We start from the raw sequence: 21,255 nt of genomic DNA, 5'->3' as shown, positions 1-21,255 counted from the left end.
TTTTGCTTGCAAGATGATGGCGTTGAACTAGGCTCTCCCGGCCAGAACAGGGAGGGACGCCATGCCCAGAATGCTGATCGGGGCGCTCGCCGCCGCCGTCGCCATGTTCATCACCGGCTTCATCTTCTTCGCATCGCCGCTCAGCCTGATCGCGTTCCGCACCGTTGATGATACCCGCAGCGCCACCGTGCAGGCCGTGCTCGCGCAGAATATCCCCGCCACGGGAACCTATGTCGTGCCCAATCCGGGAACGCGCGCGGGCACCGTGCTTTACGGCAAGGGGCCGGTGGCCACGGTCCACTATAATGCGAAGGGCTTTTCCGCGAACAGCATGGGCGCGGTCGTCAACGGCTTCATCCATGAGGCGATCGTCGCGCTGCTCATGGGTTTCGCGCTGCTCGGCGTCGCGGGGCGTGTTGCCGATTTCGCCTCTCGGGCGCAGCTCGTCGTGCTGTTCTCGCTCGCGGGTTCGATGCTTATCCATCTCGGTCAGCCGATCTGGATGCATGTCGACTGGATCCACGCGATCTACGTCTTCATCGCCGATGCGGCGATGCTGATCGTTGGGGGGCTGGTCATCGCGCGCTGGTTCCTTCCCAAAGTCCAACAGGGTTGATTTGATGCTCAACATTGTTTCGTTGCTAATCGGCGCGGTCGCGCTCGTGCTCGCGGTTCTCGCCTTCATCCCGCTGCTCGGCTGGGCAAACTGGTTCATCATCCCGCTCGCTGTGATCGGCCTCGCGATCGGCGTGCTTGCGAAGAGCAATGCCGGACGCAACCTCAACATCGTCGTCATCGTCATCGGCGTGATCCGCCTGATGCTCGGCGGCGGGATCTTCTGACTGCCGTTCAGCGGCAGGCGCGCCAGCCAAAGAGACCGCGATCGGCCTGATCAAGGTGGAAATGGTCGGCATGCGCGGCATTATAGTCGGGTGACAGCACCGTGGTGAAAACCCCGCACGCGCCGTCGCGCGCAAGCCGCAGGAACGTCGCCTTGCGCCCGCCTTCGGCCCAGTCGCGCTTCACGTTGATCCGGGTTCCGTCGGCGAGCACGAAGCCCGCAATGTCGAGCGCATTGGCGCTGGCATGCTCGCTCCATGGGGCGTCGTCGCGCCCGTACATGCGCCGGCAATTATAGCTGCCGAGATGCTCGATCTCCTCGACGCGCTGGCCGAATACCTGTCGCGCCGCGGGCTGGAGAACGTGCCATTCCCACAGCGCCAGCCCGGCCGCAACGGGGCAGGTGATCGCCGGGCTTCGCGGCCGGAACAGGATCGTGCGCGCCCCGCCGCCGGGCCTCAGCGCATTCTCTACGCGGCACTCGCCGCCGGGGTCGATCACGGGCATGGTCTCATATTCGATCCCGGCCGTGGCGAGCAATGCGCGGCAATGAGGCGCGTCGTCACCGAGCGCTGCCAGCTTCCTCCCGGTAAAGACGCCCACGGGCGCGGAGAGGTCAAGCGCGGTCCAGGGCAGGTCCTGTGGGCGCATCCGCGAGAACGCCCAGAACGCGAACGCAAGCACAAGCGCCGGGACGAGAAGAAGCCAGCCGCGATAGCGCGTGCGTCTCCGCCGTCGCGCCATCAGCCCCGGCGAACCTCGGTCATTGGCTGAAAGGTGACGGGATAGCCAAGGCCCTCGGGGATGCAGAGCATGGCCGCCCCGTCGCGTTCCTCGACCCAGGGCTGGATCAACTGTACCGGGATCGCTGCGGCATGATCGCGCGCCGCCTCGAAGTCCGCGAACAGCGCAAGACGCTCGAGGTTGCGGCGCGTCGGGAAGATGATACGCGCCTCGCCCCGGTCGGCCATGTCGAGCACCGCCTGCGCCGGCGCCCAGAACAGCCGGACATTCTCGGTCGCGTCGACCTGCGCCTCGGGCGCACCGGCGGGAAGCCGCGCGACGTAGAAGCGCGTATCGAAGCTGCGCGTCTCGCGGAAATTGGGGCACCAGCGCGCAAAGGGCACCAGCGCATCGAGGTCGATCCGCCAGCCACCATCGCGGAGCACGGCCGCGAAATCACCGCCCGCATGGATGGTGGCGCGCAACGCCTCGGTCGCCGCCGCATCGGGCAGCGGGTAGATGCCCACCGCCAGTCCGCTTTCCTCGATCGTCTCGCGGATCGCGGCGACACGCGCTGCGGCATCCTCGGCGTCGATCGCTTCCGCGCCGCTGACAAGCGTACTGTCCGCCGCGATCGCATGATCGCCCGGATCGACCCTGCCGCCCGGAAAGACCAGCGCACCTGCCGCAAATGACATCTGCTCGGCGCGTTCTACGATCAGCAATTCGGGCGCCTGCCCCTCGGTTTCACGGAAGAGCACCAATGTGGCGGCGGGGATCGGGGAGGGCACGCTCATCCCCCAGAGCTAGTGCGATGATTGCACATTGGGAAGAGGCGTGGCAGCGTGTCGGCGATGGGCGTGGTCGAGCTTCTTGGTGTCGCCGCCAGTGTGAGCCTGCTTGCGGGCTGGCGCATCTATCTTTGCGTCTTCGCGACCGGACTGGCGATGCGCACGGGCTGGGTTGATTTGCCCCAGCACCTGTCGTCGCTCGACGTCCTCGCCAATCCCTGGGTGCTTGGTATTTCGGGCATCGGGCTGATCGCCGAGTTCTTTGCGGACAAGGTGCTCTGGCTCGATTCGATCTGGGACGGCGTTCACACGCTGATCCGTCCGGTGGGCGGTGCGCTGCTGGCGATGGCGATCGTCGATGCGCAGGACCCGGCATGGCAGGTGATCAGCTTCCTGCTGGGCGGAGGCGCTGCGCTGCTGACGCACGGCGCAAAGGCGGGAACGCGCGCGGTGGTGAACACCAGCCCCGAACCCTTCAGCAATGTCGCGGTCTCGACGGGCGAGGATGTGGCGACGACCGGGCTGCTCTACCTTGCGCTCACCAACCCGATCGCGGCGGTGGTCATCGCGGTCGTCCTCGCGGTGGGGGCGGTGATCGCGATCATCATGCTGCGCCGGCTGCTCAAGCGCCTGTGCGGCGACGCCGAAGCGACAAGCTGAACCAGCTCAGCGCGCGAGCCGCGGTACATCCCACGTCGCGCCCGCCTCGATCACGCGGAAGCGGTCTGGCGCGATCCCCTGCTTGCCCAGCGCCGCGCCCAGCAATGTGGGCGGCCCGTCGATCGGCTCGTCGCTCAGCTCGAATGTTCCCCAGTGCACGCCAAGCGCATAGTCGCATCGAGCTGACGAAAGGCCGTGACCGCATCGGCCGGGCCGATATGGTTCCCGGTCTGCTCGCCATCGGGGTTGTAGGGACCAAAGAAAGTTTCGCTATTGAAATGATCATTTACCCGCCCGCCGTAATAGGCGCTCTTTTGGGGCGTCGTTCCCTCGGCTGTGCATCCGGCAGCGGCAATCAGTGCGAGAGCCAGCCCCATCGATCGAACCATGCCGAAGCTCCCCGAAGCGGAAAATCCGGCCGCAGGATAAGAGCGGTGGCGCGTGATCGCCAGGCAAATCAAACCCGTTAATGATCGTCTCCGCTTCGGCCGGCGGCGTATCGCCCGTAAGTGCCTTTGCTTAAAGCCCGGGCAGTGCCGACAGGGTGCGCTCGTGATCGAGCGCCAGCGCAACCGTTGGAGTGATGACAATTGCGCACGCGCCCGGCTCGGTCTCGCGCCCGAAATTGGCGGCGATCGGAAACAAGAGGCTCTTTCCCGAACCGGTGGGCATGCTGACCATCAGGCCGGATCCGGGTGGTTGCGTGAGCAAGGCTCGAGTAGCCGCTTTTTGGGCGATCGTGCGATAGCGCCTGTGCTGAGTGAGTCTCAGCAGGACTGCGTCTGGAGAGGCGGGTTCGTAGGCGTCACGCGGAACAGTATCCAGCCTTAGCGCGGCTCCGAGGCCATCAAGACCGGGCAATCCTCTTCGTCTACGATTCGAAGCGAAAGATCTTGATTTGTGCGAGCGAGGCCGAAGCGATCCATAAGCGCGAAATCTTCCGCACCCAATGGGCAAGCGAGATCGGCGATGTCAATTCGACCTCCCTTCAACCGGATCAGGGACCGGATCAGGGCAATGCGATCGGCGTCGGACACGGCTGCGGCGAGCGCGCAACTGCATCGCGCAATAGACGCATTTACCCACCCCAGTTCGTCTACGATACTCTCGCCCCCTTCTTTGTCGCTTGCGCCCTTTTTCTTAGCCCGACTCGAGTTCGCCTCCCAGCTTGAAAGATCATAGTTGGCATTTTCGGTAAGGGAATGAGGCCTTTATAGCTAGAGTTGCCCAACTCGGCTGCAACCGTCGATATCATCGTGATCGTCCGGGCGAGGTCAAATAGGTGTCTAAGGCGCGTTCGACGAGTTAGCCCCAGCTCACGCATGCTCGAGCGTGAGCGGGCGCTTCGGAACGGCCGTTTCTGCGAGGAGACTTTCACAGACCTTCTCGCGGCCTCAATGATGCCATTCGTGGGACGGCACGTGCAGATCGCGTACCCTGATGAGCCGATTACCGGCGGCGACATCGACTTCCATTTTCTTAACGCGCGTTCCGCAAAAGAGTGGATTATCCGCGTTCAAGCTAAGCGGTTGAACCAAGAGCAGGTCGGAACGAGGAACAACAAGTTCCAGAACCGCATGTACGCGGAACTCCTGCACAAGGTAAAGAAAACGGGCAAGTACCAATTCCGAACCCTGATCGCCGACCCGGAAATTGTGCCGCTATATGCATTCTATAATCACGCCTCGGTAGTCAGAAAGGCGCGGCAGGAGTCGATCCAGCCAGAAATTGCAGGTGTGAATCTCGCGTTTGCGCAACGCATTGCGCCGTCTTTGAAGGAACTGGTGGCGGGCTTGGCTGGTAGGCCGAAGAGGGTGCCGCATAATAAGCGGATGATGCACCTCAAGGCATGGTTCTTCGGCCTCGACGCGCTATTCTGTTCGCATGGGTCCAACGACCCCGTGCCCACCCCTGAGGCAGTGGCTGAAAATCTGCGTGCGAAATGGCTCAGCTTGGGCGGCGTGGAGGACCATCCAGTGGTCCGAAAGCTAAGTCTCGACATTTCGGCGCAAACTGTCGACGTTCTCGAGTTCGTGCGCCAGCCGCTGCAACTTGTGCAGGGTCTTGCTAGACCGGTTGTGCGTTTCGTCTCGGGGATCGAGCAAGAAGCGACTGTGAGGTCGCCACAGGTGAGCCGCCTTAGTGGGGAGCACAGTGTCGGCTTACCTACCCACTGCGAGACAGAGCGGCGATTGGCCGCAGACCCTGGCTTCAAATTCGACGGCGGCGGAGGAAACTGCCCGGTGTGGAGATTCAGCATTGTGGATGGATTTGACGCCATTTTTTACGCGCGAGGTACTCACTGGGAGTTTCAAGTGGCGCCCGCCGGTGAACACATGCCCACCCAAAATCCCCTGTTTGAACTGAAATCCTATTATGGACCGTGGCCGGAGGCAGCTAACATGCCCATGACTTCCGCCATGAAATACCTAGAGCTAGCCGTAGGCGTGTTTCGAAGCACGGGTGCTGGAATGCGTTGATCGCGCAAAACCCGCATTCTGCCCACGTGCTTAAAGGGCAGTCGGTGTTGCCCCACGACAAATCGGTCATTTCACCGCCACTGAATGAATGTCCGCTTTGTAGCAGCGAAATCAGCGCGCTGAACGTCTGATTTTCAGGCGCTTTCTGGCGTGGGCCAAGACCTTGTGAGGACGATCACGCGCCCAGCTTTGGTCGACTGAACAATCTCCCGTCATGGACTTCTGCCGGCGCAGACCTTACGCAACGCGCAGCGCAGGTGGGGAGGACAAGGGAGTGTCTTCGTTTCGTAGATCCGCCGCCAAAGGGGCGACAGACCTTGGCGGGGTATTCTTGGGCGATTCCGTCGCAGCGGAACGCGCCGAGCTGGTGCGTTATGCAAGCCGGCTGACGGGGCAGACCCAGGCGGCCGAAGATGTGGTGCAGGACGCCTATGCGCGCGTGCTCGGCGGAGCGACAGAGATCGCCAATCCGCTTGCCTATCTCAAACGGACAATCGCCAACCTGCTGGCCGACGGCGCGCGCCGTCGTGCGCGCGGCCCGCAGGTCGTGGCGATCGACGAGCAGATCGAGATCGCCGACCCCAAGCCCTCGCCGCTGCGCGTCCTGCTCGCGCGCGACGCGATCCGCGAGTTCATGCGCCTGCTCGGCATGCTACCGCCGCGCAGCCGGCAGGTATTCATGATGAGCCGCGTCGACGGCATGACCTACAGCATGATCGGCGCGCAGCTCGGCATCAGCATCAAGGCGGTGGAGAAGCACATGGCGCGCGCGATCGCGCATTTCGACCGGACCGCAGGAGACCTTCTGTGACCGTGGCCGAAACCGAGCAGACGCGCCGCGAGGCCGCCGACTGGTTCGCGCGGATGCAGTCGGACGTGCGCAACGACGACGATCTCGAGCGTTTCAACCAGTGGCTCGCCGCCGATCCCGACAACCAGCGAAGCTATGCGCGGCTCGTCGCGCGCTGGGATGCGGCCGCGCCGCTCGCTGCCGGTGCACGTGAACGCACGCGGACGCGGCGTCGGGGACTGGCGGGCGGGGCATTGGTGATCGCGGCGCTCGGGGCGTTCACGCTTTCATGGCAGATGATGCAGCCCGATTACGCCACGCGCGTAGGCGAACAACGGCGCGTCAGCCTCGCCGATGGCAGCGCGGTGGTGCTCGACACCGATTCCGCGATCGACGTCGATCTGGAACCCGGCACGCGGAGGCTCGCGCTGCGCAAGGGGCGCGCGCGTTTCGACGTACGCGCCGACGCGCGGCGCCCATTCGTGGTCGATGCGGGCGACGTTCGGATCACTGCGCTCGGCACTGCGTTCGATGTGCTGCACGAGGGCGACCGCGTCGATGTCGTACTGATTCATGGCAAGGTACGCGTCGATCGCAAGCGCGCCAAGAGCGTGGTGCTCGCTCCCGCGCAGCGCGCGGTGAGCGTGCCGGGGCGGGATGTCACGCTCGGCGCGACCAATCTCGATGCCGCCGCAGCGTGGAGCGAGGGGCGCCTCGTCTATGCGGCGATGCCGCTGGGCGAGGCGTTGCACGAGATAGCGCGCTATGCCGACAGGCCACTCGTCATCGGCGCCATCGACCCCGATGCGCGCGTGAGCGGCGTGTTCGAAACCAAGGATCCGCTCGCCGCCCTGCGAACGATCGCGCGCTATTACGATCTCGAGATCATCGACACCGGCAGCGAAATCCGCATCTCGAAAAAACAGGGGTAGGGTATTTGCCCTGCCGCGACGTCTTACCTTCCGGGACGAAAAAATAAGTCAGGGGGTATGATGATCGGGAGACAAAAAATCCGCGGCGCGTTGCTGGCGACCGCGATTTGGAGCGCTGTAGCGTCGGCGCCCGCGCTGGCCGCGGAAGCGCGTAATTTCAGTATCCGGCAACAGTCGCTCGCCGATGCGCTGCGCGCGGTTGCGATGCAGAGCGGCACCAATATCATATTCGACGAGCGGACCGTGGCTGGCCGTCGCGCGCCCAGGCTCGACGGTCGCTTTACCCCCGAACAGGCGGTTCGCCAGCTCCTCCAGGGGACCGAAATCAACGCCCGCCTCGATTCGGAGGGCGCCATACTGGTCAGCGAGGGGCGATCGGCGCCGGAGGCGCTAGCCTCCGGTGAGGATGCGGCCGAAGAGATCGTCGTTACAGGATCGCGCATCGCGCGCGCCGCCACCGAAAGCAACGTGCCCGTCACCGCCGTCAGCCGCCTCGATATCGAGGCGTCGGGGTCGGTCGAACTCAGCGAGATCCTGCTCGACTATCCGGGTGTAACCTCGGGTATCAACATCGCCAATTCGCGCGACGAGATTTCGAGCGCGGGTCTCAGCACCATCGACCTGCGCAACCTGGGCGACAACCGCACGCTGATCTTGATCGACGGCCGTCGCACCGTCTCGAACAGCGTCACCGCAAACCGCGTCAGCACCAGCACGATCCCGACCTTCTTCATCGAACGCACCGATATCGTCACCGGCGGCGCATCCGCGGTCTATGGTTCGGACGCAATTGCAGGCGTGGTCAACATCATCACGCTCGAGAAGTATGACGGCGTGAAGCTGGGCATACGATATGGTACGTCCATCACGGGCGGCGGCGGGGATGAAGATTTCCGCGCGTCGATCTTGGCGGGCAAAAGCTTTCTCGATGATCGCGCATCAATCATCATCGGCGCGACCTATGAAAAAGAATATGGGTTGATGGCCTATGATCGCGATCGTGCGCTGACATCGATCAGCTATAATCCCGCGACCAACACCACCACCTCCCCCGCAAAGAGCACGACCATCTTTGGCGGGCGTTTCCGCGGCAATGCCTTTTTCTATGATGAAACGGGGCTGAAGACGGGTTTTGTCGGCGCGCGTGATGGCTATGAAACGCGCGATGTGCTGCCGATTTCGGTGCCACGCACGTCGCGGATGATCGCGGGCAAGTTCAACTTCGCTTTCAGCGACGCGATCAACTTCTTCTCTCAGGTCCAGTTTTCCGACGTCGATACCTGGTCCAACCGGGATTTCGCGACCGTTACGAACTCCACCACTTTCGGCCAGACCGACGAGTTCACCGTCGGCACGATCGCGCGCACCAATCCCTTTGTCCCCACCGCCATCGCGACGGGGGCCCCGGCGTCGGGCATCACCTTTTCGCGCCGGTTGAAGGAACTGGGCGAGCGTGTGACGAGCAACGATCGCGACACGCTGCGTGCATGGGCGGGGTTCAAGGGCAATCTGGGCGGCGGCTGGTCCTGGGAAGCGAGCTATGGCTATGGCAAGTTCACGCAGCATCAGGAACGCCAGAACCTGATCAATCTGGAGCGGCTGAAATTCGCGCTGGCCGCCGAACGTGATCCCGCAAACCCCGCGCAGATTCGCTGCATCAACGCACAGGCGCGCGCCGATGGCTGCGTTCCGGTCAATTTGTTCGGCGTCAATTCCATGTCAGCCGCAGCGGCGGATTATATCCGCACGACGATGGTGACCGACGGCACCGTGCGGCAGGACGTGGTTCAGGCGTTCGCCACCGGCCCGTTGTTCAATCTGCCAGGCGGTCCGCTGCGCATGGCGCTGGGCGCTGAATATCGTACGGACAAGCAGTCGCTGCGTACCGATGAGGTAACGCGGCGTGGGGTGGGTTCGGCATCGTTCGTCCCCGAGTTTGACGGCAAGATCAAGGCCAAGGAAGCCTTTATCGAGTTTGACGCACCCATATTGTCCAACGTGCCTTTCGCGGATTCGCTCAGCTTTGATGCGGCATTCCGCATCGCCGATTACAGCGTCGATGGTGTGGGCACGGTGTTCAGTTACAAGGCGGGTGGCGAATGGGCACCGGTGCGCGGGCTGCGTTTCCGGGGGCAATATGCGCGCGCCCAGCGTTCACCCGATCTGACCGAGCTGTTCTCGCCCCCGCGTGACGATGCCGATACCGTGGTCGATATCTGCGATGGCGTGACCGCGACGACACAAGGTGTGGCGGCAACCAATTGCCGCGCCATTCCCGCGATCGCCGCCGCAATTGCCGCCAATGGCAGTTTCGAACAGGAAACGACGAGCATCCAGGGACCCAATTCGGGTAACCCGGATCTAAAGGAAGAAACCGCCGATACGATAACCTTTGGCGCCGTCTTGACGCCGACCGTGATCCCGGGATTTTCGCTGACGGTCGATTATTTCAATATCAAGATCAAGGATGCGATCGACGCGCTCGACAATCCCGATATTCTGCGTGAATGCTATCTTGATCCCGATAATTTCCCCAACAACGCCTATTGCGGGGAAATCACGCGCGATGGCGATGGCCAGCTTACGCGCATCCTCAACCGCCAGTTCAACCTCAATTCGATCAAGCGTTCGGGGATCGATGTTGCGGCCAATTATGTATTCATGGCGCCGCAATGGCTGTCGTCGGACGGCCAGTTCAGTGCGCGCATCCTCTATTCGCGTCTGTTGAAGTCCGAACTGGAATATGAGGGCCGCGATGGCACCCGCGTCAACAATTTCAAGGGCGAGATTGGTGATTGGGTGAACCAGGGCAATGCATCGATCAGCTACGCGGACGGCCCGTTCTACGTCCGCTGGACGACGAACTATACGGGCAAGGCCCTCGACAGCCGTGACCGGCGCGACGACGCGATCGCCGCCGGGATCACCAATCCCCTCTATCTCTACCTGGGGGATCGCTGGCGTCACGATGCCTATGTCAGCATGGAGCCCGAAGCGATCAAGGGCTTCAAGCTCTATGCGGGTATTCGCAATCTGTTCAACAGCATCAGCCCTTTCCTGCCCGACGGCACGGTGAATGGCGACCCGCTCAACTTCTCCGGCGACTATGACGTTGCCGGTCGATCTTTCTATGCGGGGATCGAGTTCAAATTCTGAACGGACAGCTGGACCGGGGTGAGTGGCCGCGCCACTTTGCCCCCGGCCCCGGAGGAAAGACATGATGCTGCAATTCCGGAATATCGCGGGAAAACGCGCGGCTGCGCTTTTCATGCTGCTCCCGCTCGGGGCGTGCGCAATGCAGCCCCGATCCCCAGTCACGCCGGCCGCGACGGGGACGGCGGCAAGCACCGGCTTCCTCGTGGTCGGCGATACGGGCTATGTGAGCGCCACGCCGGGCAAAAGCGGTTTGATGCCCGTCGCCCAGGCGATGCATCAATATTGCAGCACCGCTGATTGCCGTTTCGGCCTGATGGTGGGGGACAATATCTACGAGAATGGCGCGGCGGGTGATGCGGGCGATGCTGAACTCTTCCGGACGCGCTTCACTGAACCCTTTGGCCCATTGGCGAGCCTTGGCCGCGATTTCCGGATCTATGTCGCGCTGGGCAATCACGACTGGCACAGTTCGCGCGCGGGCGCGCTGGCACAGGCTGATTTCCTCGAACGCAATCCGCCGATGCACATGAACGGACTGTTCTACAGCGTCCAACCGCCCGGGCTTGGCGGACAAGTCGAGATCTTCGTCGTCGATACCGAAATGCTGCTAGCGCCGCTCAGCCTGCCTGACATGAAATCGAGCGCGGACGGTGTGATGGTTCCAACGGGCAAACAGAAGCAGGGCGGTGGCACCAATGCGCTGCCCGCGACCGAAGCGGAGCACGGCCAGCTCAAATGGCTCGAGCGGGCGCTCGCCGCATCGAAGGCGAAATGGAAGATCGTGATGGGGCACCATCCGCTCTGGCAGTCGCGTGCCGATTCAAAATATGCCCAGTCGATCGCGCTCCGCGAGCTGATGCTGCCCATGCTATGCCGGCATGCCGATGCCTATTTTGCAGGACATCAGCATACCATGGAGCTGCAGGGCGATAGCTGCACGGGTAAGGCCGCGGACGGCACAGCACGCGTCCTTCCCAATATCGTCTCCGGCGCAGGGGCGAAAGCGCGGCCAATCGATCTTCCCTTCCAGACATGGCAGCAAAAGCGTTGGCCGCAACTCGACCAGCTCTGGGCTGATGGCGGAAGCTGGGGCTTCAGTCACGTTACGCTAGCAGGCGACAGGATGGTTGTCCGGATGCTCGCGGTCGGAAAGGATGGCGCAACCACCGAGGCCTTCCGCCACGAGTTCATAAACCGCCCCGGATGACAGTATCCGGTCCCGGCGGAAGTGGCTGCGACCGCCCCGGATTGGCAGGCCAGCGGACAATCTCATCCAGCCTTTGCCCAGCCACCATCTGCAGGTTTGAAGCGGGGATGGGGTCGATACGATCGAAGGTCTTGGACGTCTCGGCGTCGCGCCAGAATATGCGTTTCGCAACAAGGTCATAAAGAGCAGAACGAACAGCGCCGCGGACGCAAATCGCACGGTTCCGGAGAGACGCGTAGCTCATCTGCAACATTGTGGGCCTGCAGACGACAGCGAACTGGCGCCTATCAGCGTCCATGCCGTGGCGGCGACCTTCATATGACCCCCTGCGCATTCCATGAATGCGCCGGTGCCGTTGCGAACGTCAGCGAAAATCACGCAAGCCATGAATTTTCGGTCGCTCGACGACGACTGTCCAATATTGCGTGCTCACGGCGCTGTGCGCAGCTCGAAGGGCCCGTTCCACTGGAATCCTGGACCACTGTCGCGCCAGAAGAACCACAGGCGGCTACCTGTTCTGGCAATGAGCTCAAGATTGCCGGGACTGCCGAAGTTCGACTGTATCATCGTGATCTCGTCCACCATGCCGATCGACGTGGCGAACTTGATTGGTGCGGACCAAGGTAGACTTCCGGAATCGTTGTTGCGCCAGGCAAACCAGATTCCGCCATCGCTTGCGGGGTAGACGAGCTCGAAATTGCCCTTGGTGCCGAAGCGGCTCTGGACAAGAACGGGATTGCCGCGCGCGCCACCAAAGAGAGGGAAGGGACCGTTCCAATTGAACGCGGGACCGCTATCGCGCCAGAAGAAGTGGAGCTGCGTACCCGTGCGGCTGACCAGCTCGAGGTTGCCCGGACTCCCGAAATTCGACTGGACCATGGTCAACGCGTCGACCAGACCGGCGCGGGCGCCAAACCGGACGGGAACGGACCAGGGCAGATTGCCGACATCATTGTTGCGCCAGGCAAACCAGATGCCGCCGCCGACCGCAGGGGCGACCAGCTCGAAATTGCCCTTTGAGCCAAAGCGCCCCTGGATCAGCGCTGGATTGCCACGCGCGCCGGAAAATAGTGGAAAGGGCCCACTCCAGCGGAAGCCCGGCCCGCTGTCGCGCCAGAAAAACCACAGGCGGTCGCCCGATCGTGCGATCAGTTCAAGATTGCCTGGACTGCCAAAGTTTGACTGTATCATGCTCAGCGAGTCAACTGCGCCCAAGCCATCACCGAAGCGCAGCGTACCGGCCCATAATAGGTTTGGATCGTCGTTGTTGCGCCAGCTGAAGCGGATGCCGGTTGAGGCATCCGGAACCACAAACTCGAAATTTCCCTTGGCGCCAAACCGGCTTTGAAGGAGCTGCGGCGTTCCGCGCGCGGGCGGGAATGCGCTCAACCAGCCGAGATGTGCGGGCGTGCGCTCGCACATCGTCCAACTGTTGCCCTTCATCAGGCAATCGACGCCGCCACTTGGCGCGCAGTTCTGGCAGTTTACATTCGGTTGGCCGAACCGACCCCAGTTCCCGGCGCAGTTGCACCCCGAACTCGCATATTCGTCGGGAGCGCCGAAGATATGGCCGGTCTCGTGGGTAAAGACCCGATCGATATTGTCCGGACCCCAGCCGTCATTCGCATATTGCATCACGATCCGAGGACCCCCGATCGAAGCATAGGCGAACCAGCCGAGCTGATATTTGGTGAAGAATACGCAATAGGTCCACCGTGTGCGGAGACGCGTCCGATTATCCTCGATATATTGACCAACGCTCGCCCAGGAGGCCGCATAGCCAAGTTCCGCCATGACAGGATCGCGCCAAAGTGCCTCGAGATCAGCCGCACCCGGGTCGGGCTGCGTTGAAATCGAGACATTCCGGATATCATAAACCCAGGTGATGCCCGCCGAAGCGTTCTGTGCCGCGAGCCAACTAAGACCGTTCTGCACCTCGGCGACGACCTGGGTTCGTTCGGCCTGGGTGAACTGGAGATCCGCAGTTGGGCCGTCCACGATAACGACGCCCACCGCCACGCGACCTTCAAGATATGCCGATGTCGGTCCCGGCGCGCCAGGAGGCGCCGCCGCCTCGGGGCCTGGCGCGGCTGCCTCATCGGCCGGTGCAATTGGATGATGGCAACCGGCCATGTTCCAGGGCTGGCCATCGTTCGGGCGGTTGGCTTTTGCGCGGATGAACTCCGCGCTGCTGCGCAGCAGGAAGGCGTCCCTGCCGTAACGCTCGACTTCGGAAAGGTCAGTCACGGCCTCGGCAGCCGTTGGAGCCGCCATTGGTCTGGCAGCGCCAGCATCCGCCGTGATCAGGACCCGCTCGCCATATTCATGGAGAATGCGGCCGGGCACCGAGGGATATGCTTCGGCACCTGGCATAGTCGATGGGGCGGCCTTGTCGGCAACGACCAACGATTCACGGATTTCGATATCGCCTGCCATAATGGCCTCCTCGATATTCAACGGTGTTCACGGCTTGCGGCGCGGCGGCAGGTCGGGAGGCTGGTAGCCTGGCGCATCCCAGGGCAAACCTTCTCCCTTCCTAGTCTTCGGGTCCTTCGACGCGCGCGCACGCCAACCTTCGATAAACAGCCTTTCGCCGTCCGTGAGCTCCGACGGCAGCGCATCGGGATCGATCGCACCGCAGGGGGCGGGAGCAGCGGCTGGTACTTGGCACACTGCCACCCGGCCTGATTGCGCCACGATTTTCACGCCCTCGGGCCTATTTTCAGCATCATCCAGAAGCACAAGCCATTCCGGCATCGCCAGCGGCCTCCATGTTGAATAGACGGTCAACTCGTGGTCGATTCCCCTGATTTTCGGGCGGGCTTGCGCGCCGGCTCGCCTTGTGAGGCGACCGGCTTGTCATAGCCCTCGCCACCAGGCGACACGCCAATCGCCATGGGGTCCGCAGGATAGGCTGCATCGCCCGACACAGTGGCGATGCCCGCTCCGAAATAGCCCGCAGATCCCGGCGGCTCGCCAACCGCCAAAATGCCTGAATTCGCCGAGCCACCACCAAAATATGCGGATGATCCTATCGCCATGCCTTCAGGCGCAACATCCGGTAATGTTGCAGTCGCGGCCCCATAACCGGGACCGCCCGGAGGGACGCCTTCGGGCGAGACCAACGAATGAGCACCATCTGGCGTCTGGAAAGGACCTGACCCTGCCGGCTCCATGTGCGCCTCCGTCAACGGAAAAGGATAAATATGGCGATCGAAAAAATCAGCATTGCTGCTCAGAACCTGAGTTCTGCGAGGTCTCATTCGTCATATTTAAAGTGTATGGACGATATGCAATAAATATGATTCGTGCAATTTGAGTCAGATGGAGAAAAATACGTATCACTACTAAGATTGATTTCAATATCATCGAATTCCAAATGAAGTTATTTGATTCATGTATATTTTGCATCGTGAGACCATGGCGAAGGATTATATCCATTTCGGATTGTTTTATTTGATCGTTTATCAAAAAATATGAGAAATTTTTGACAAATGGCATTGCAGTGCATGATGAGGTTTTGCGAGCAAGCGGAGAAGCGCTGGGCCGATGCATGTGGAATCGCCCGCGAGCCGTGATTGGTTGCTGATCAAGCCGCAGTCGGACGCGATCCGACATTGATCTGCAGGTGGCGCAAAACCTATCCATTTCGGAGCAATTTTCGGTGATTGTCCAGTCGACCATTGTGATGCGTCAATGGCGCAGGCCGCAAGACGCTCCAATACTGGCACCGGGGATGTGCCGGTCAGAAGGTTAACGCGCGGCTGACCTTCACAACCTGTGGCGTTCGATTGCTGCCATGCACTGGAAATGGGGAGGAAGTCGATGAAGCCGACGTCCATCGAAGCCGTCAAGGCGCGCTTGCGCTCCAATCACGACGAGATCATCCGTTCGATGAAGGCGGCAAGCCAAGGCAATCCGCTGGCGGCCGAACCCGATGCTGATCGACGCGTCGCGCGGCTTCAGAGCAAGGCGCATATCACGCAGCGCGAGGCAGAAGTGGTCGACGCGACGATCCGTGCCATGACGGCAGCCCCGCGTCCGACGGCAGAAGCTGCGGAGATCGCCTTTACCAAGGCGGTTTTGCCAAGCACCGGCGGCGCCGAGAAGATCTGGGGCGACACCGTCGACTTCGTCAATGCAAGCTTCCTCGAGAAGGGAGCGCGGATCGCAAGATCGGTCGGCCGCGTATCCTTTCAGAACGAGACTCCGCTAGGAACCGGCTTTCTCATCGGCAACGGCCTCTTCCTGACCAACCACCATGTCATTCCTTCGGCCGAGTTTGCGCGCCAGCTCGCGATCGACTTTGACTATGAGCTCGACCTTGTTGGCAACCGCCGATCTGTCACCCGTTTCCTGGTCGATTCGAGCGTGTTCGTGACCGATCCCGACAGTCAGGACGGACTTGACTATACAATCGTCGCGGTCGGCGACCGCATTCAGGGCACATTGCCGCTCGAAACCTTCGGATGGAGTGGACTGTCGAGCGCCGGCGACAAGCATATGCTTGGCGAGTTTGCCAATGTCGTCCAGCATCCGAGCGGGCGGTTCAAGGAAGTCGTACTACGCGAGAACCGGCTGGTCGGTCGATATTCCAACGCGCTGCACTATGTCGCCGATACCGAGCCTGGTTCCTCTGGAAGCCCCGTCTTCAACAGCGAATGGCGCCCGATCGCGCTCCACCATTGGGGCGGTCCCTGGCGCGAAGTGTTCGGCGACGACGGAACGCCGGCGCGGGTCGACATAAACGAGGGTATTCGCATCAGTGCGATCGTCGCGGATTTGCGCGCGCGACTACCCGGCATGCCCGCGGCTGTCCGCGAGCGCGTCGTCGCGGCCCTCGACATGGGCGAGCAGCCCGAGGCTAATCCGATGAAGCTGGAGCCGAATGACGAGGCGCACGCGTGCAGGCCGACCGCGCATGCTCCGCGGATCGATGAGTTGGGGCGCGTGTCCTGGACCGTTCCGCTGGAAATCTCCGTCCAGATTCCGGCGCTGGCCGCGACGCCGCCAATCCCCGCAGGGCCGGCCAAGGCCATTGTCGACGCCGCAGTGTCCGGCGAACTGAGCACTGCCGAGCGCTACCGCGACCGCGGCGGCTACAAGCGCGGATTCCTTCCCGACTTCGATATCCCGCTGCCAAATCTTGGTGAGGATGTCTCCGACCAGGCGGCGCCCAACCAGATCGCCGAGGCGGGGGATAATCCCCACGAGCTGAAATATCGTCATTTCAGTGTCGTGATGAACGCAAGGCGCAAGCTCGCCTTCTTCACCGCCTGCAATATCGATGGGAACAGTGCAAAGAGCATCGATCGCCAGACCAAGCGCGTGACACCGCTCGATCCGGACAGTGCCGGGCTCGAAGCGATGGCGAGCGACGCCGAGGCCGATAGCTGGCGTCGCGACAGCCGGATCGGCGCAAACGAATATACGGGCGACACATTCTATGCGAAGCAGCTTGTGCCGGGTTTGCCAGATCCCGATGACAAACGCAGGATAGCCCGAATGTTTCAGAAGGGGCATCTGGTGCGGCGACTCGATCCTTGCTGGGGCGACGATGCGATCGCGCTCCAGGCGGAAGAGGACAGCTTCCACTGGACCAATTGTTGTCCGCAGGTCGGCTTCTTCAATCAAGGCACGGCCACGCCAACCAAGCCGGGCACCGGTCGTGGCCAGCTCTGGCGCGCGGTCGAGAACTATGTCTTGCGCAATGCCGTTGCCGAGAAGCAGCGGGTCACATCCTTCACCGGGCCGATCTTCGCAGACAATGACCGCGACTATCGGGGTGTGCGTGTGCCCGCCCGCTTCTTCAAGATCACCGTTTGGGTTGACCATGGCAAGCTTCAGTCGCTGGCGATGATCGCCGACCAGAGCCAGGTTATCGAGGTCTGGCCCGAAGCCCTGTTCAGCGCTGGTGAGGCGCTGGACGCGTCTGAAGCCTATATGGACGAGGACGAACTCGACAAGGTTGGCGACTTCCTCTCGACCGTGGCCGCGGTCGAGGCGGCTACCAACCTCGATTTCGGCAAGGCGGTACGCGACGCCGATGTCCGAAAGGGGCAGGGAGAAGAGCGGATCGATAGCGTCGATGCGATCAGCCTCGCACCAGCACGCCGTCGCAAGCGTGCATAGCTCGCGCGCGCCGGCCCTATCCTCGCTGCCATAGTCGTCGTCAGCCCTTCGTGGTAGCGCCATATTGCGCGTGATGCCCGTTGGTCGTGATCGCGACCCGACCGAGTCTGCTCTTAAATCGAGCCGGGCTCCACCCAGCTAGTGTGTCGCTGTGGTGCCTCGACAGTGCGCCCTGGAGCAGATTTAGTCGGAAAGCACCGCCTTCAAATTGTTTATCGCCGCGATGATCTCGGCATTGTCCCTGCCTGCTCCCGGCGGATCAACGCCTTCACTAATGCGGCGGGCGGCCTCGAGTTTGGACGTCGCTTTTGCGGCGGTGACTGACGCCGACTTTGCATCGGTTTGCGCATCAGCCGCCCGCGCCTCGGCGGCGGCGACGCGCCCTTGTTGCACGGTCGTGCCGAGCAACACGCCGGCCGCTGCGACGGCCATCGTCTCGACGGCATTGAAAATGAGAAGAAGGCGATCCCAACGATATTGTTGATTTTCTTCAAGCTGCATTCCCTGTGTCATCATGATCCAGACGAGGAGAGCGAAAACGAGCAGAATGACGCTTCCGGCGAGCAACGAATAGCGGGGAATCTTAGTCGCTTCAGGCTTGTCGGTCATGGCTTACTACTCCGATTGCGTGGCGCGCAGCTCCTCAAGTGCAATCAGGGCCTGCAAATTGGCAATGCGTGCATTGATCAACGCGGTTTCCGCGCCCAAGGCGCTTGTCTCGCTGGCGAAGGGATCTTCCGCCTTCAATTGCAGCGTCTCATAGGCGTCGCGACGCTCCTTCAATGCCTTCAGATACGCGGTTTCTCGACCAAGGCGTGCGGTGGGATCGAGGGCGCCTGCAATTTTCGTGGCGCTGCTCGCTATTGCGCCGGACAGGGATTCGGCGGGTGCGGTCTTTTGCTCATAGCCGACCGACTTGAGGCTGCCATCGACCGCAAACTCGGCGTTGAACGAATTGCTGCCGAACGCGCGGCTTCGAAAAGGTAGCACGTTGACATAGCCCAGTTGCGTCACTGGCCCCTCAAACGTCGCCAATGTCGCGTCGCGCTCGTCAGATATGCAAGGCGAACGTGAACATGCGATGAGACGACCCTGGGCCGGCATGCGATACCGCAACCCCCTGATCTTGCTGTCCGGCAAGCGGGCAGGCGGCTCCGCCGCAACCTCCGCGGGACGTGTTTCGCCCGGTTGGGCTGGCATCAGATTCAATCTTGCGGGTGTGCGACCGAAACTGCCGGAGCGCTCGATCTGCAGATATACGGTATGGTTGACGGGCTTGACGTCTCCGAACCACGGATTGATCTTCGCGTCATCGGGCGTGATCGGTCCGCCGCTGAAGATGTCGCTCGCCTCGGGCCATTTAATCCTTCGCGTGTGGCTGATGGCCTTGAGTGCGGTGGTGAAGGCCTCTTGGGTCTGGGCCTGTGCCATCTGTGCATTGATGAGGGCATCATAGGCTTCGCTGAATTCCGACTTGGTTCGCTCATCAATGGCAAGGGCGAGTTTCAGCGCCTTGTCGTTCAATCCCGCATATTTTTCCGTGGCAGCCTTCAGCGCTTCGGTGTGCACCTCAAGCGTCGCCTTGGCCCTCTTGGCTGCGTCCAGATTCTCCTTCGCCTTCGGGTCGCAGAAGATCGTTGCGCGAGGGACTGCACCGGGCTCTCCTGGTGCCAAGGGACCCGTAGCGAGACTTACAAAGGTCTCGGCAATGTTTCCGAGGATCTTGGCGGATTGGTCGTCGACCGAAGCGCCGATCGACGACAGCATGTTCCGACCGTCATGCCATTTTGCCGTAAAGGTCGTGACGCCGGTCGCCGTCTGCAGATCCTGGGGATTGATCGTGAATGCGAGGCTCTTGTCGTCGGCGCTTACGGCCATGGCCTGGATCTTGAGCGCGATCGTGGAATCCTTGCCGCCCTGGGCTGTCGGATCGACCTGATCTGCGCAATAATCGAGGCGCCAGCTCAGCTCGACATCCCATTGGGTGAAGGGAAGGACATAGCCAATGCCTTCGCGCCCGCCTGCCTCATCAAGCGGTTCCGCGACCAGACTTGCCGTACATCCCGGAAGCCACGACAGGGTGATCAGCCCGGCGGCGATGACCGCCTCTTTCATGCGCCGGCCTCGAAGGGCTCTTCCTCGTCGCCGCGCAATCCTAGCCCTTGGACCGATGGCGTTCTGGCGAGTATCTCGAGAAACACGTCAGCCGGCACCAGAGTCTCAGGTGCGAGACCCGGAATGCTCGAGGCCGATGATGCGGGTATGATCGCGTCGATCGTCGGTCCGTACAGCCAGAGCCCGGTGAAGAAATGCGAGGGCGCCATGATCACCTGGGCTTCACCGTCCTGAGGCACATTCGCATCGGCCCAGGCGATGGCCCGGTTCAGCTCTTCTGAAAGCGGTGAATCCACCACTTCCACGACCTCGGCCGGCGCGCCGGGCGCGTCCGGCGCTTCAATTGACCGCGCAAAAGTCGGCACCTGATTGTCCGAATGGATCTGATGATGCCACTGGCCGGTCTCGACAATGCGCTCGGAAAGGGCGCCACTACCCGTCAGCAGGCGATCCTCAGGAAGCAGGGCAACGCGAAGACTCTCGCCGAGGCCACCGCTGGCACCGGGAGCAGCAAGCTCGGAGGATATGGGAAGGCGTTCGGCAATCTGGTTGGCGATGTTCTGCAGGATCTCAGGCGAAAGTTGCGGAGCGCTTACCATCGGAATCCCCTTCAGAATGTGAAGCTTTGGATCCATGTTCCCAGGCCGTAAGCCGCCTGGATCTGCGAAAATTGGCGGCGGCCGCGGCCATAGCCTGACCAGGGATCATGGACCTCAAAATCGCCGTTCGGATATTCGTCAACGATCAGGGCGACATGCGTAGATCGTGATCCGGCCCATTGATAGCACACCTGAACAGGGCGGCCCTTGGCAAGTTCGCTGCTGACAAATGGCTGCGAAAGCTGCGATGTCGTGCGCTTGGTTGGTAGGCCATGGCTCGGGTAGCATAGATCGGGCCAACACCCCTTGTTGCAGCCATTGGGCGCGCCTGGACTTGGGCAGCAGGTCAATGCGAACTGGGCCGAGGCAAGGCTGCATTGCGTTTGCCCGATGCCGCGCGGCTGCATGATCATCTCCCCGCAGGCCGCCCAGCACCAGTTGGTTTCGGATTGCGAGACATAGGGCACGACAGATGCCCCGGGGGGCGACAAAGTGCCGGGCAACCTCAAGTTGGGCAAAGGAATGCGCCGCTGAACACCTATCGCCATAGTGCTCCCAATCCGTCTTGTTGGCCTGATCCTCGGGGTGTCCACGTGCCTATGCAGCAAAATTCACCTTTGCCGACTGATTAATGGAAACCCGAAAGGAGCCGTTGATGTGGGGATGCCACGCGCACAACATGGTTTGCGACCGTATCTGGCGGGAGATACTCACTGGTCCGGCGTTGTTGTCCAGTCGGCTCTCTAAGATAATAATCCGTAATGGATGTAAAATTGCGTACGGAAAAATTTGATATTTGTATGCAATCCCTTGTCACGGACACAGCTTCT

Annotated in this window: 19 protein-coding genes; 9 read left to right on the top strand and 10 right to left on the bottom strand. The window is 61.7% G+C overall.

Annotated elements, in window-relative coordinates; genetic code table 11:
- Positions 1-61 precede the first annotated feature (61 nt).
- Together D3876_RS04090 and D3876_RS04085 are read left to right on the top strand one after the other, a co-directional pair.
- Positions 62-616, top strand: a complete 555-nt coding sequence (locus tag D3876_RS04090; RefSeq protein WP_119759786.1) for a hypothetical protein — start codon at positions 62-64, stop codon at positions 614-616.
- Positions 617-620: 4 nt separating this feature from the next.
- Positions 621-842, top strand: coding sequence for a hypothetical protein (locus D3876_RS04085; protein ID WP_119761013.1), 222 nt, complete (start codon positions 621-623; stop codon positions 840-842).
- 7 nt (positions 843-849) lie between these two features.
- Here D3876_RS04085 and D3876_RS04080 read toward each other — a convergent pair whose 3' ends face one another.
- A complete protein-coding gene (locus tag D3876_RS04080) occupies positions 850-1,584 on the bottom strand; it encodes an extensin-like domain-containing protein (RefSeq protein ID WP_119759785.1) in 735 nt (244 codons plus the stop codon).
- The gene (locus tag D3876_RS04075) at positions 1,584-2,360 is read right to left on the bottom strand and encodes an NUDIX hydrolase (protein ID WP_119759784.1); all 777 of its coding nucleotides are present in this window, start codon (positions 2,358-2,360) and stop codon (positions 1,584-1,586) included. Before D3876_RS04075 ends, D3876_RS04080 begins: the two co-directional genes overlap by 1 nt.
- A gap of 57 nt (positions 2,361-2,417) precedes the next feature.
- On the opposite strand from D3876_RS04075, the gene D3876_RS04070 reads away from it, so the two are divergent.
- On the top strand, positions 2,418-3,014 hold the full coding sequence (locus D3876_RS04070; RefSeq protein ID WP_119759783.1) for a DUF4126 domain-containing protein: 597 nt from the start codon (positions 2,418-2,420) through the stop codon (positions 3,012-3,014).
- Positions 3,015-3,020: 6 nt separating this feature from the next.
- Here D3876_RS04070 and D3876_RS20380 read toward each other — a convergent pair whose 3' ends face one another.
- Positions 3,021-3,173 carry a hypothetical protein gene (locus D3876_RS20380; protein ID WP_182911870.1) on the bottom strand — a complete coding sequence of 51 codons (153 nt, stop codon included), beginning with the start codon at positions 3,171-3,173 and terminating at the stop codon, positions 3,021-3,023.
- Between the two features lie 360 nt (positions 3,174-3,533).
- Entirely contained in the window at positions 3,534-3,875 is a 342-nt protein-coding gene (locus D3876_RS21000) for a DEAD/DEAH box helicase (protein WP_274378938.1), read from the bottom strand.
- Between the two features lie 461 nt (positions 3,876-4,336).
- Between D3876_RS21000 and D3876_RS04055 the strand changes: the two genes are divergently transcribed.
- The 5 genes from D3876_RS04055 to D3876_RS04035 all read left to right on the top strand — a co-directional run bounded on the left by D3876_RS04055 (position 4,337) and on the right by D3876_RS04035 (position 11,579).
- Positions 4,337-5,494: a DUF6615 family protein gene (locus D3876_RS04055; protein WP_119759780.1), complete on the top strand. Its 1,158-nt coding sequence runs from the start codon at positions 4,337-4,339 to the stop codon at positions 5,492-5,494.
- Positions 5,495-5,825: 331 nt separating this feature from the next.
- Positions 5,826-6,305 (top strand): RNA polymerase sigma factor, encoded by a 480-nt coding sequence (locus D3876_RS04050; RefSeq protein ID WP_182911868.1) that lies wholly within the window; start codon positions 5,826-5,828, stop codon positions 6,303-6,305.
- Positions 6,302-7,216: a FecR family protein gene (locus D3876_RS04045; protein ID WP_147417581.1), complete on the top strand. Its 915-nt coding sequence runs from the start codon at positions 6,302-6,304 to the stop codon at positions 7,214-7,216. The genes D3876_RS04050 and D3876_RS04045 overlap by 4 nt, the downstream gene beginning before the upstream one ends.
- A 60-nt stretch (positions 7,217-7,276) precedes the next feature.
- On the top strand, positions 7,277-10,372 hold the full coding sequence (locus tag D3876_RS04040; protein ID WP_182911867.1) for a TonB-dependent receptor: 3,096 nt from the start codon (positions 7,277-7,279) through the stop codon (positions 10,370-10,372).
- 61 nt (positions 10,373-10,433) lie between these two features.
- Positions 10,434-11,579 carry a metallophosphoesterase gene (locus D3876_RS04035; RefSeq protein WP_119759776.1) on the top strand — a complete coding sequence of 382 codons (1,146 nt, stop codon included), beginning with the start codon at positions 10,434-10,436 and terminating at the stop codon, positions 11,577-11,579.
- Between the two features lie 429 nt (positions 11,580-12,008).
- Here D3876_RS04035 and D3876_RS20370 read toward each other — a convergent pair whose 3' ends face one another.
- Positions 12,009-14,015 (bottom strand): hypothetical protein, encoded by a 2,007-nt coding sequence (locus D3876_RS20370; protein ID WP_182911866.1) that lies wholly within the window; start codon positions 14,013-14,015, stop codon positions 12,009-12,011.
- Positions 14,016-14,042: 27 nt separating this feature from the next.
- On the bottom strand, positions 14,043-14,369 hold the full coding sequence (locus D3876_RS04020; RefSeq protein ID WP_119759774.1) for a hypothetical protein: 327 nt from the start codon (positions 14,367-14,369) through the stop codon (positions 14,043-14,045).
- 1,035 nt (positions 14,370-15,404) lie between these two features.
- Here D3876_RS04020 and D3876_RS04010 point away from each other — a divergent pair.
- Entirely contained in the window at positions 15,405-17,711 is a 2,307-nt protein-coding gene (locus D3876_RS04010) for a DNA/RNA non-specific endonuclease (protein WP_182911863.1), read from the top strand.
- Positions 17,712-17,894: 183 nt separating this feature from the next.
- On the opposite strand, the gene D3876_RS04005 is transcribed toward D3876_RS04010, so the two are convergent.
- The 4 genes from D3876_RS04005 to D3876_RS03990 all read right to left on the bottom strand — a co-directional run bounded on the left by D3876_RS04005 (position 17,895) and on the right by D3876_RS03990 (position 20,892).
- On the bottom strand, positions 17,895-18,320 hold the full coding sequence (locus tag D3876_RS04005) for a hypothetical protein (protein WP_119759771.1): 426 nt from the start codon (positions 18,318-18,320) through the stop codon (positions 17,895-17,897).
- Between the two features lie 6 nt (positions 18,321-18,326).
- Positions 18,327-19,478, bottom strand: coding sequence for a hypothetical protein (locus D3876_RS04000; protein ID WP_147417580.1), 1,152 nt, complete (start codon positions 19,476-19,478; stop codon positions 18,327-18,329).
- Between the two features lie 344 nt (positions 19,479-19,822).
- The gene (locus tag D3876_RS03995) at positions 19,823-20,425 is read right to left on the bottom strand and encodes a hypothetical protein (protein WP_119759769.1); all 603 of its coding nucleotides are present in this window, start codon (positions 20,423-20,425) and stop codon (positions 19,823-19,825) included.
- A gap of 11 nt (positions 20,426-20,436) precedes the next feature.
- Complete coding sequence (locus D3876_RS03990; RefSeq protein WP_182911862.1) at positions 20,437-20,892, bottom strand: papain-like cysteine protease family protein; 456 nt, start codon at positions 20,890-20,892, stop codon at positions 20,437-20,439.
- Positions 20,893-21,255: the final 363 nt, after the last annotated feature.

It is taken from the genome of Sphingomonas cavernae (assembly GCF_003590775.1).
GTDB lineage: Bacteria > Pseudomonadota > Alphaproteobacteria > Sphingomonadales > Sphingomonadaceae > Sphingobium_A > Sphingobium_A cavernae.
The sequence above is the reverse complement of the archived record's forward strand: the minus strand, read 5'-3'. Positions and strand labels throughout refer to the sequence as shown.

Coding starts and splice junctions, on each gene's coding strand:
- D3876_RS04005 (WP_119759771.1), bottom strand. CDS start 18,320: ATGACCGACAAGCCTGAAGCGACTAAGATTCCCCGCTATTCGTTGCTC.
- D3876_RS04075 (WP_119759784.1), bottom strand. CDS start 2,360: ATGAGCGTGCCCTCCCCGATCCCCGCCGCCACATTGGTGCTCTTCCGT.
- D3876_RS04010 (WP_182911863.1), top strand. CDS start 15,405: ATGAAGCCGACGTCCATCGAAGCCGTCAAGGCGCGCTTGCGCTCCAAT.
- D3876_RS04000 (WP_147417580.1), bottom strand. CDS start 19,478: ATGCTGTCGTCGATCGGCGCTTCGGTCGACGACCAATCCGCCAAGATC.
- D3876_RS04035 (WP_119759776.1), top strand. CDS start 10,434: ATGATGCTGCAATTCCGGAATATCGCGGGAAAACGCGCGGCTGCGCTT.
- D3876_RS04080 (WP_119759785.1), bottom strand. CDS start 1,584: ATGGCGCGACGGCGGAGACGCACGCGCTATCGCGGCTGGCTTCTTCTC.
- D3876_RS04090 (WP_119759786.1), top strand. CDS start 62: ATGCCCAGAATGCTGATCGGGGCGCTCGCCGCCGCCGTCGCCATGTTC.
- D3876_RS04055 (WP_119759780.1), top strand. CDS start 4,337: ATGCTCGAGCGTGAGCGGGCGCTTCGGAACGGCCGTTTCTGCGAGGAG.
- D3876_RS04040 (WP_182911867.1), top strand. CDS start 7,277: ATGATCGGGAGACAAAAAATCCGCGGCGCGTTGCTGGCGACCGCGATT.
- D3876_RS20370 (WP_182911866.1), bottom strand. CDS start 14,015: ATGGCAGGCGATATCGAAATCCGTGAATCGTTGGTCGTTGCCGACAAG.
- D3876_RS04070 (WP_119759783.1), top strand. CDS start 2,418: ATGGGCGTGGTCGAGCTTCTTGGTGTCGCCGCCAGTGTGAGCCTGCTT.
- D3876_RS04085 (WP_119761013.1), top strand. CDS start 621: ATGCTCAACATTGTTTCGTTGCTAATCGGCGCGGTCGCGCTCGTGCTC.
- D3876_RS03995 (WP_119759769.1), bottom strand. CDS start 20,425: ATGGTAAGCGCTCCGCAACTTTCGCCTGAGATCCTGCAGAACATCGCC.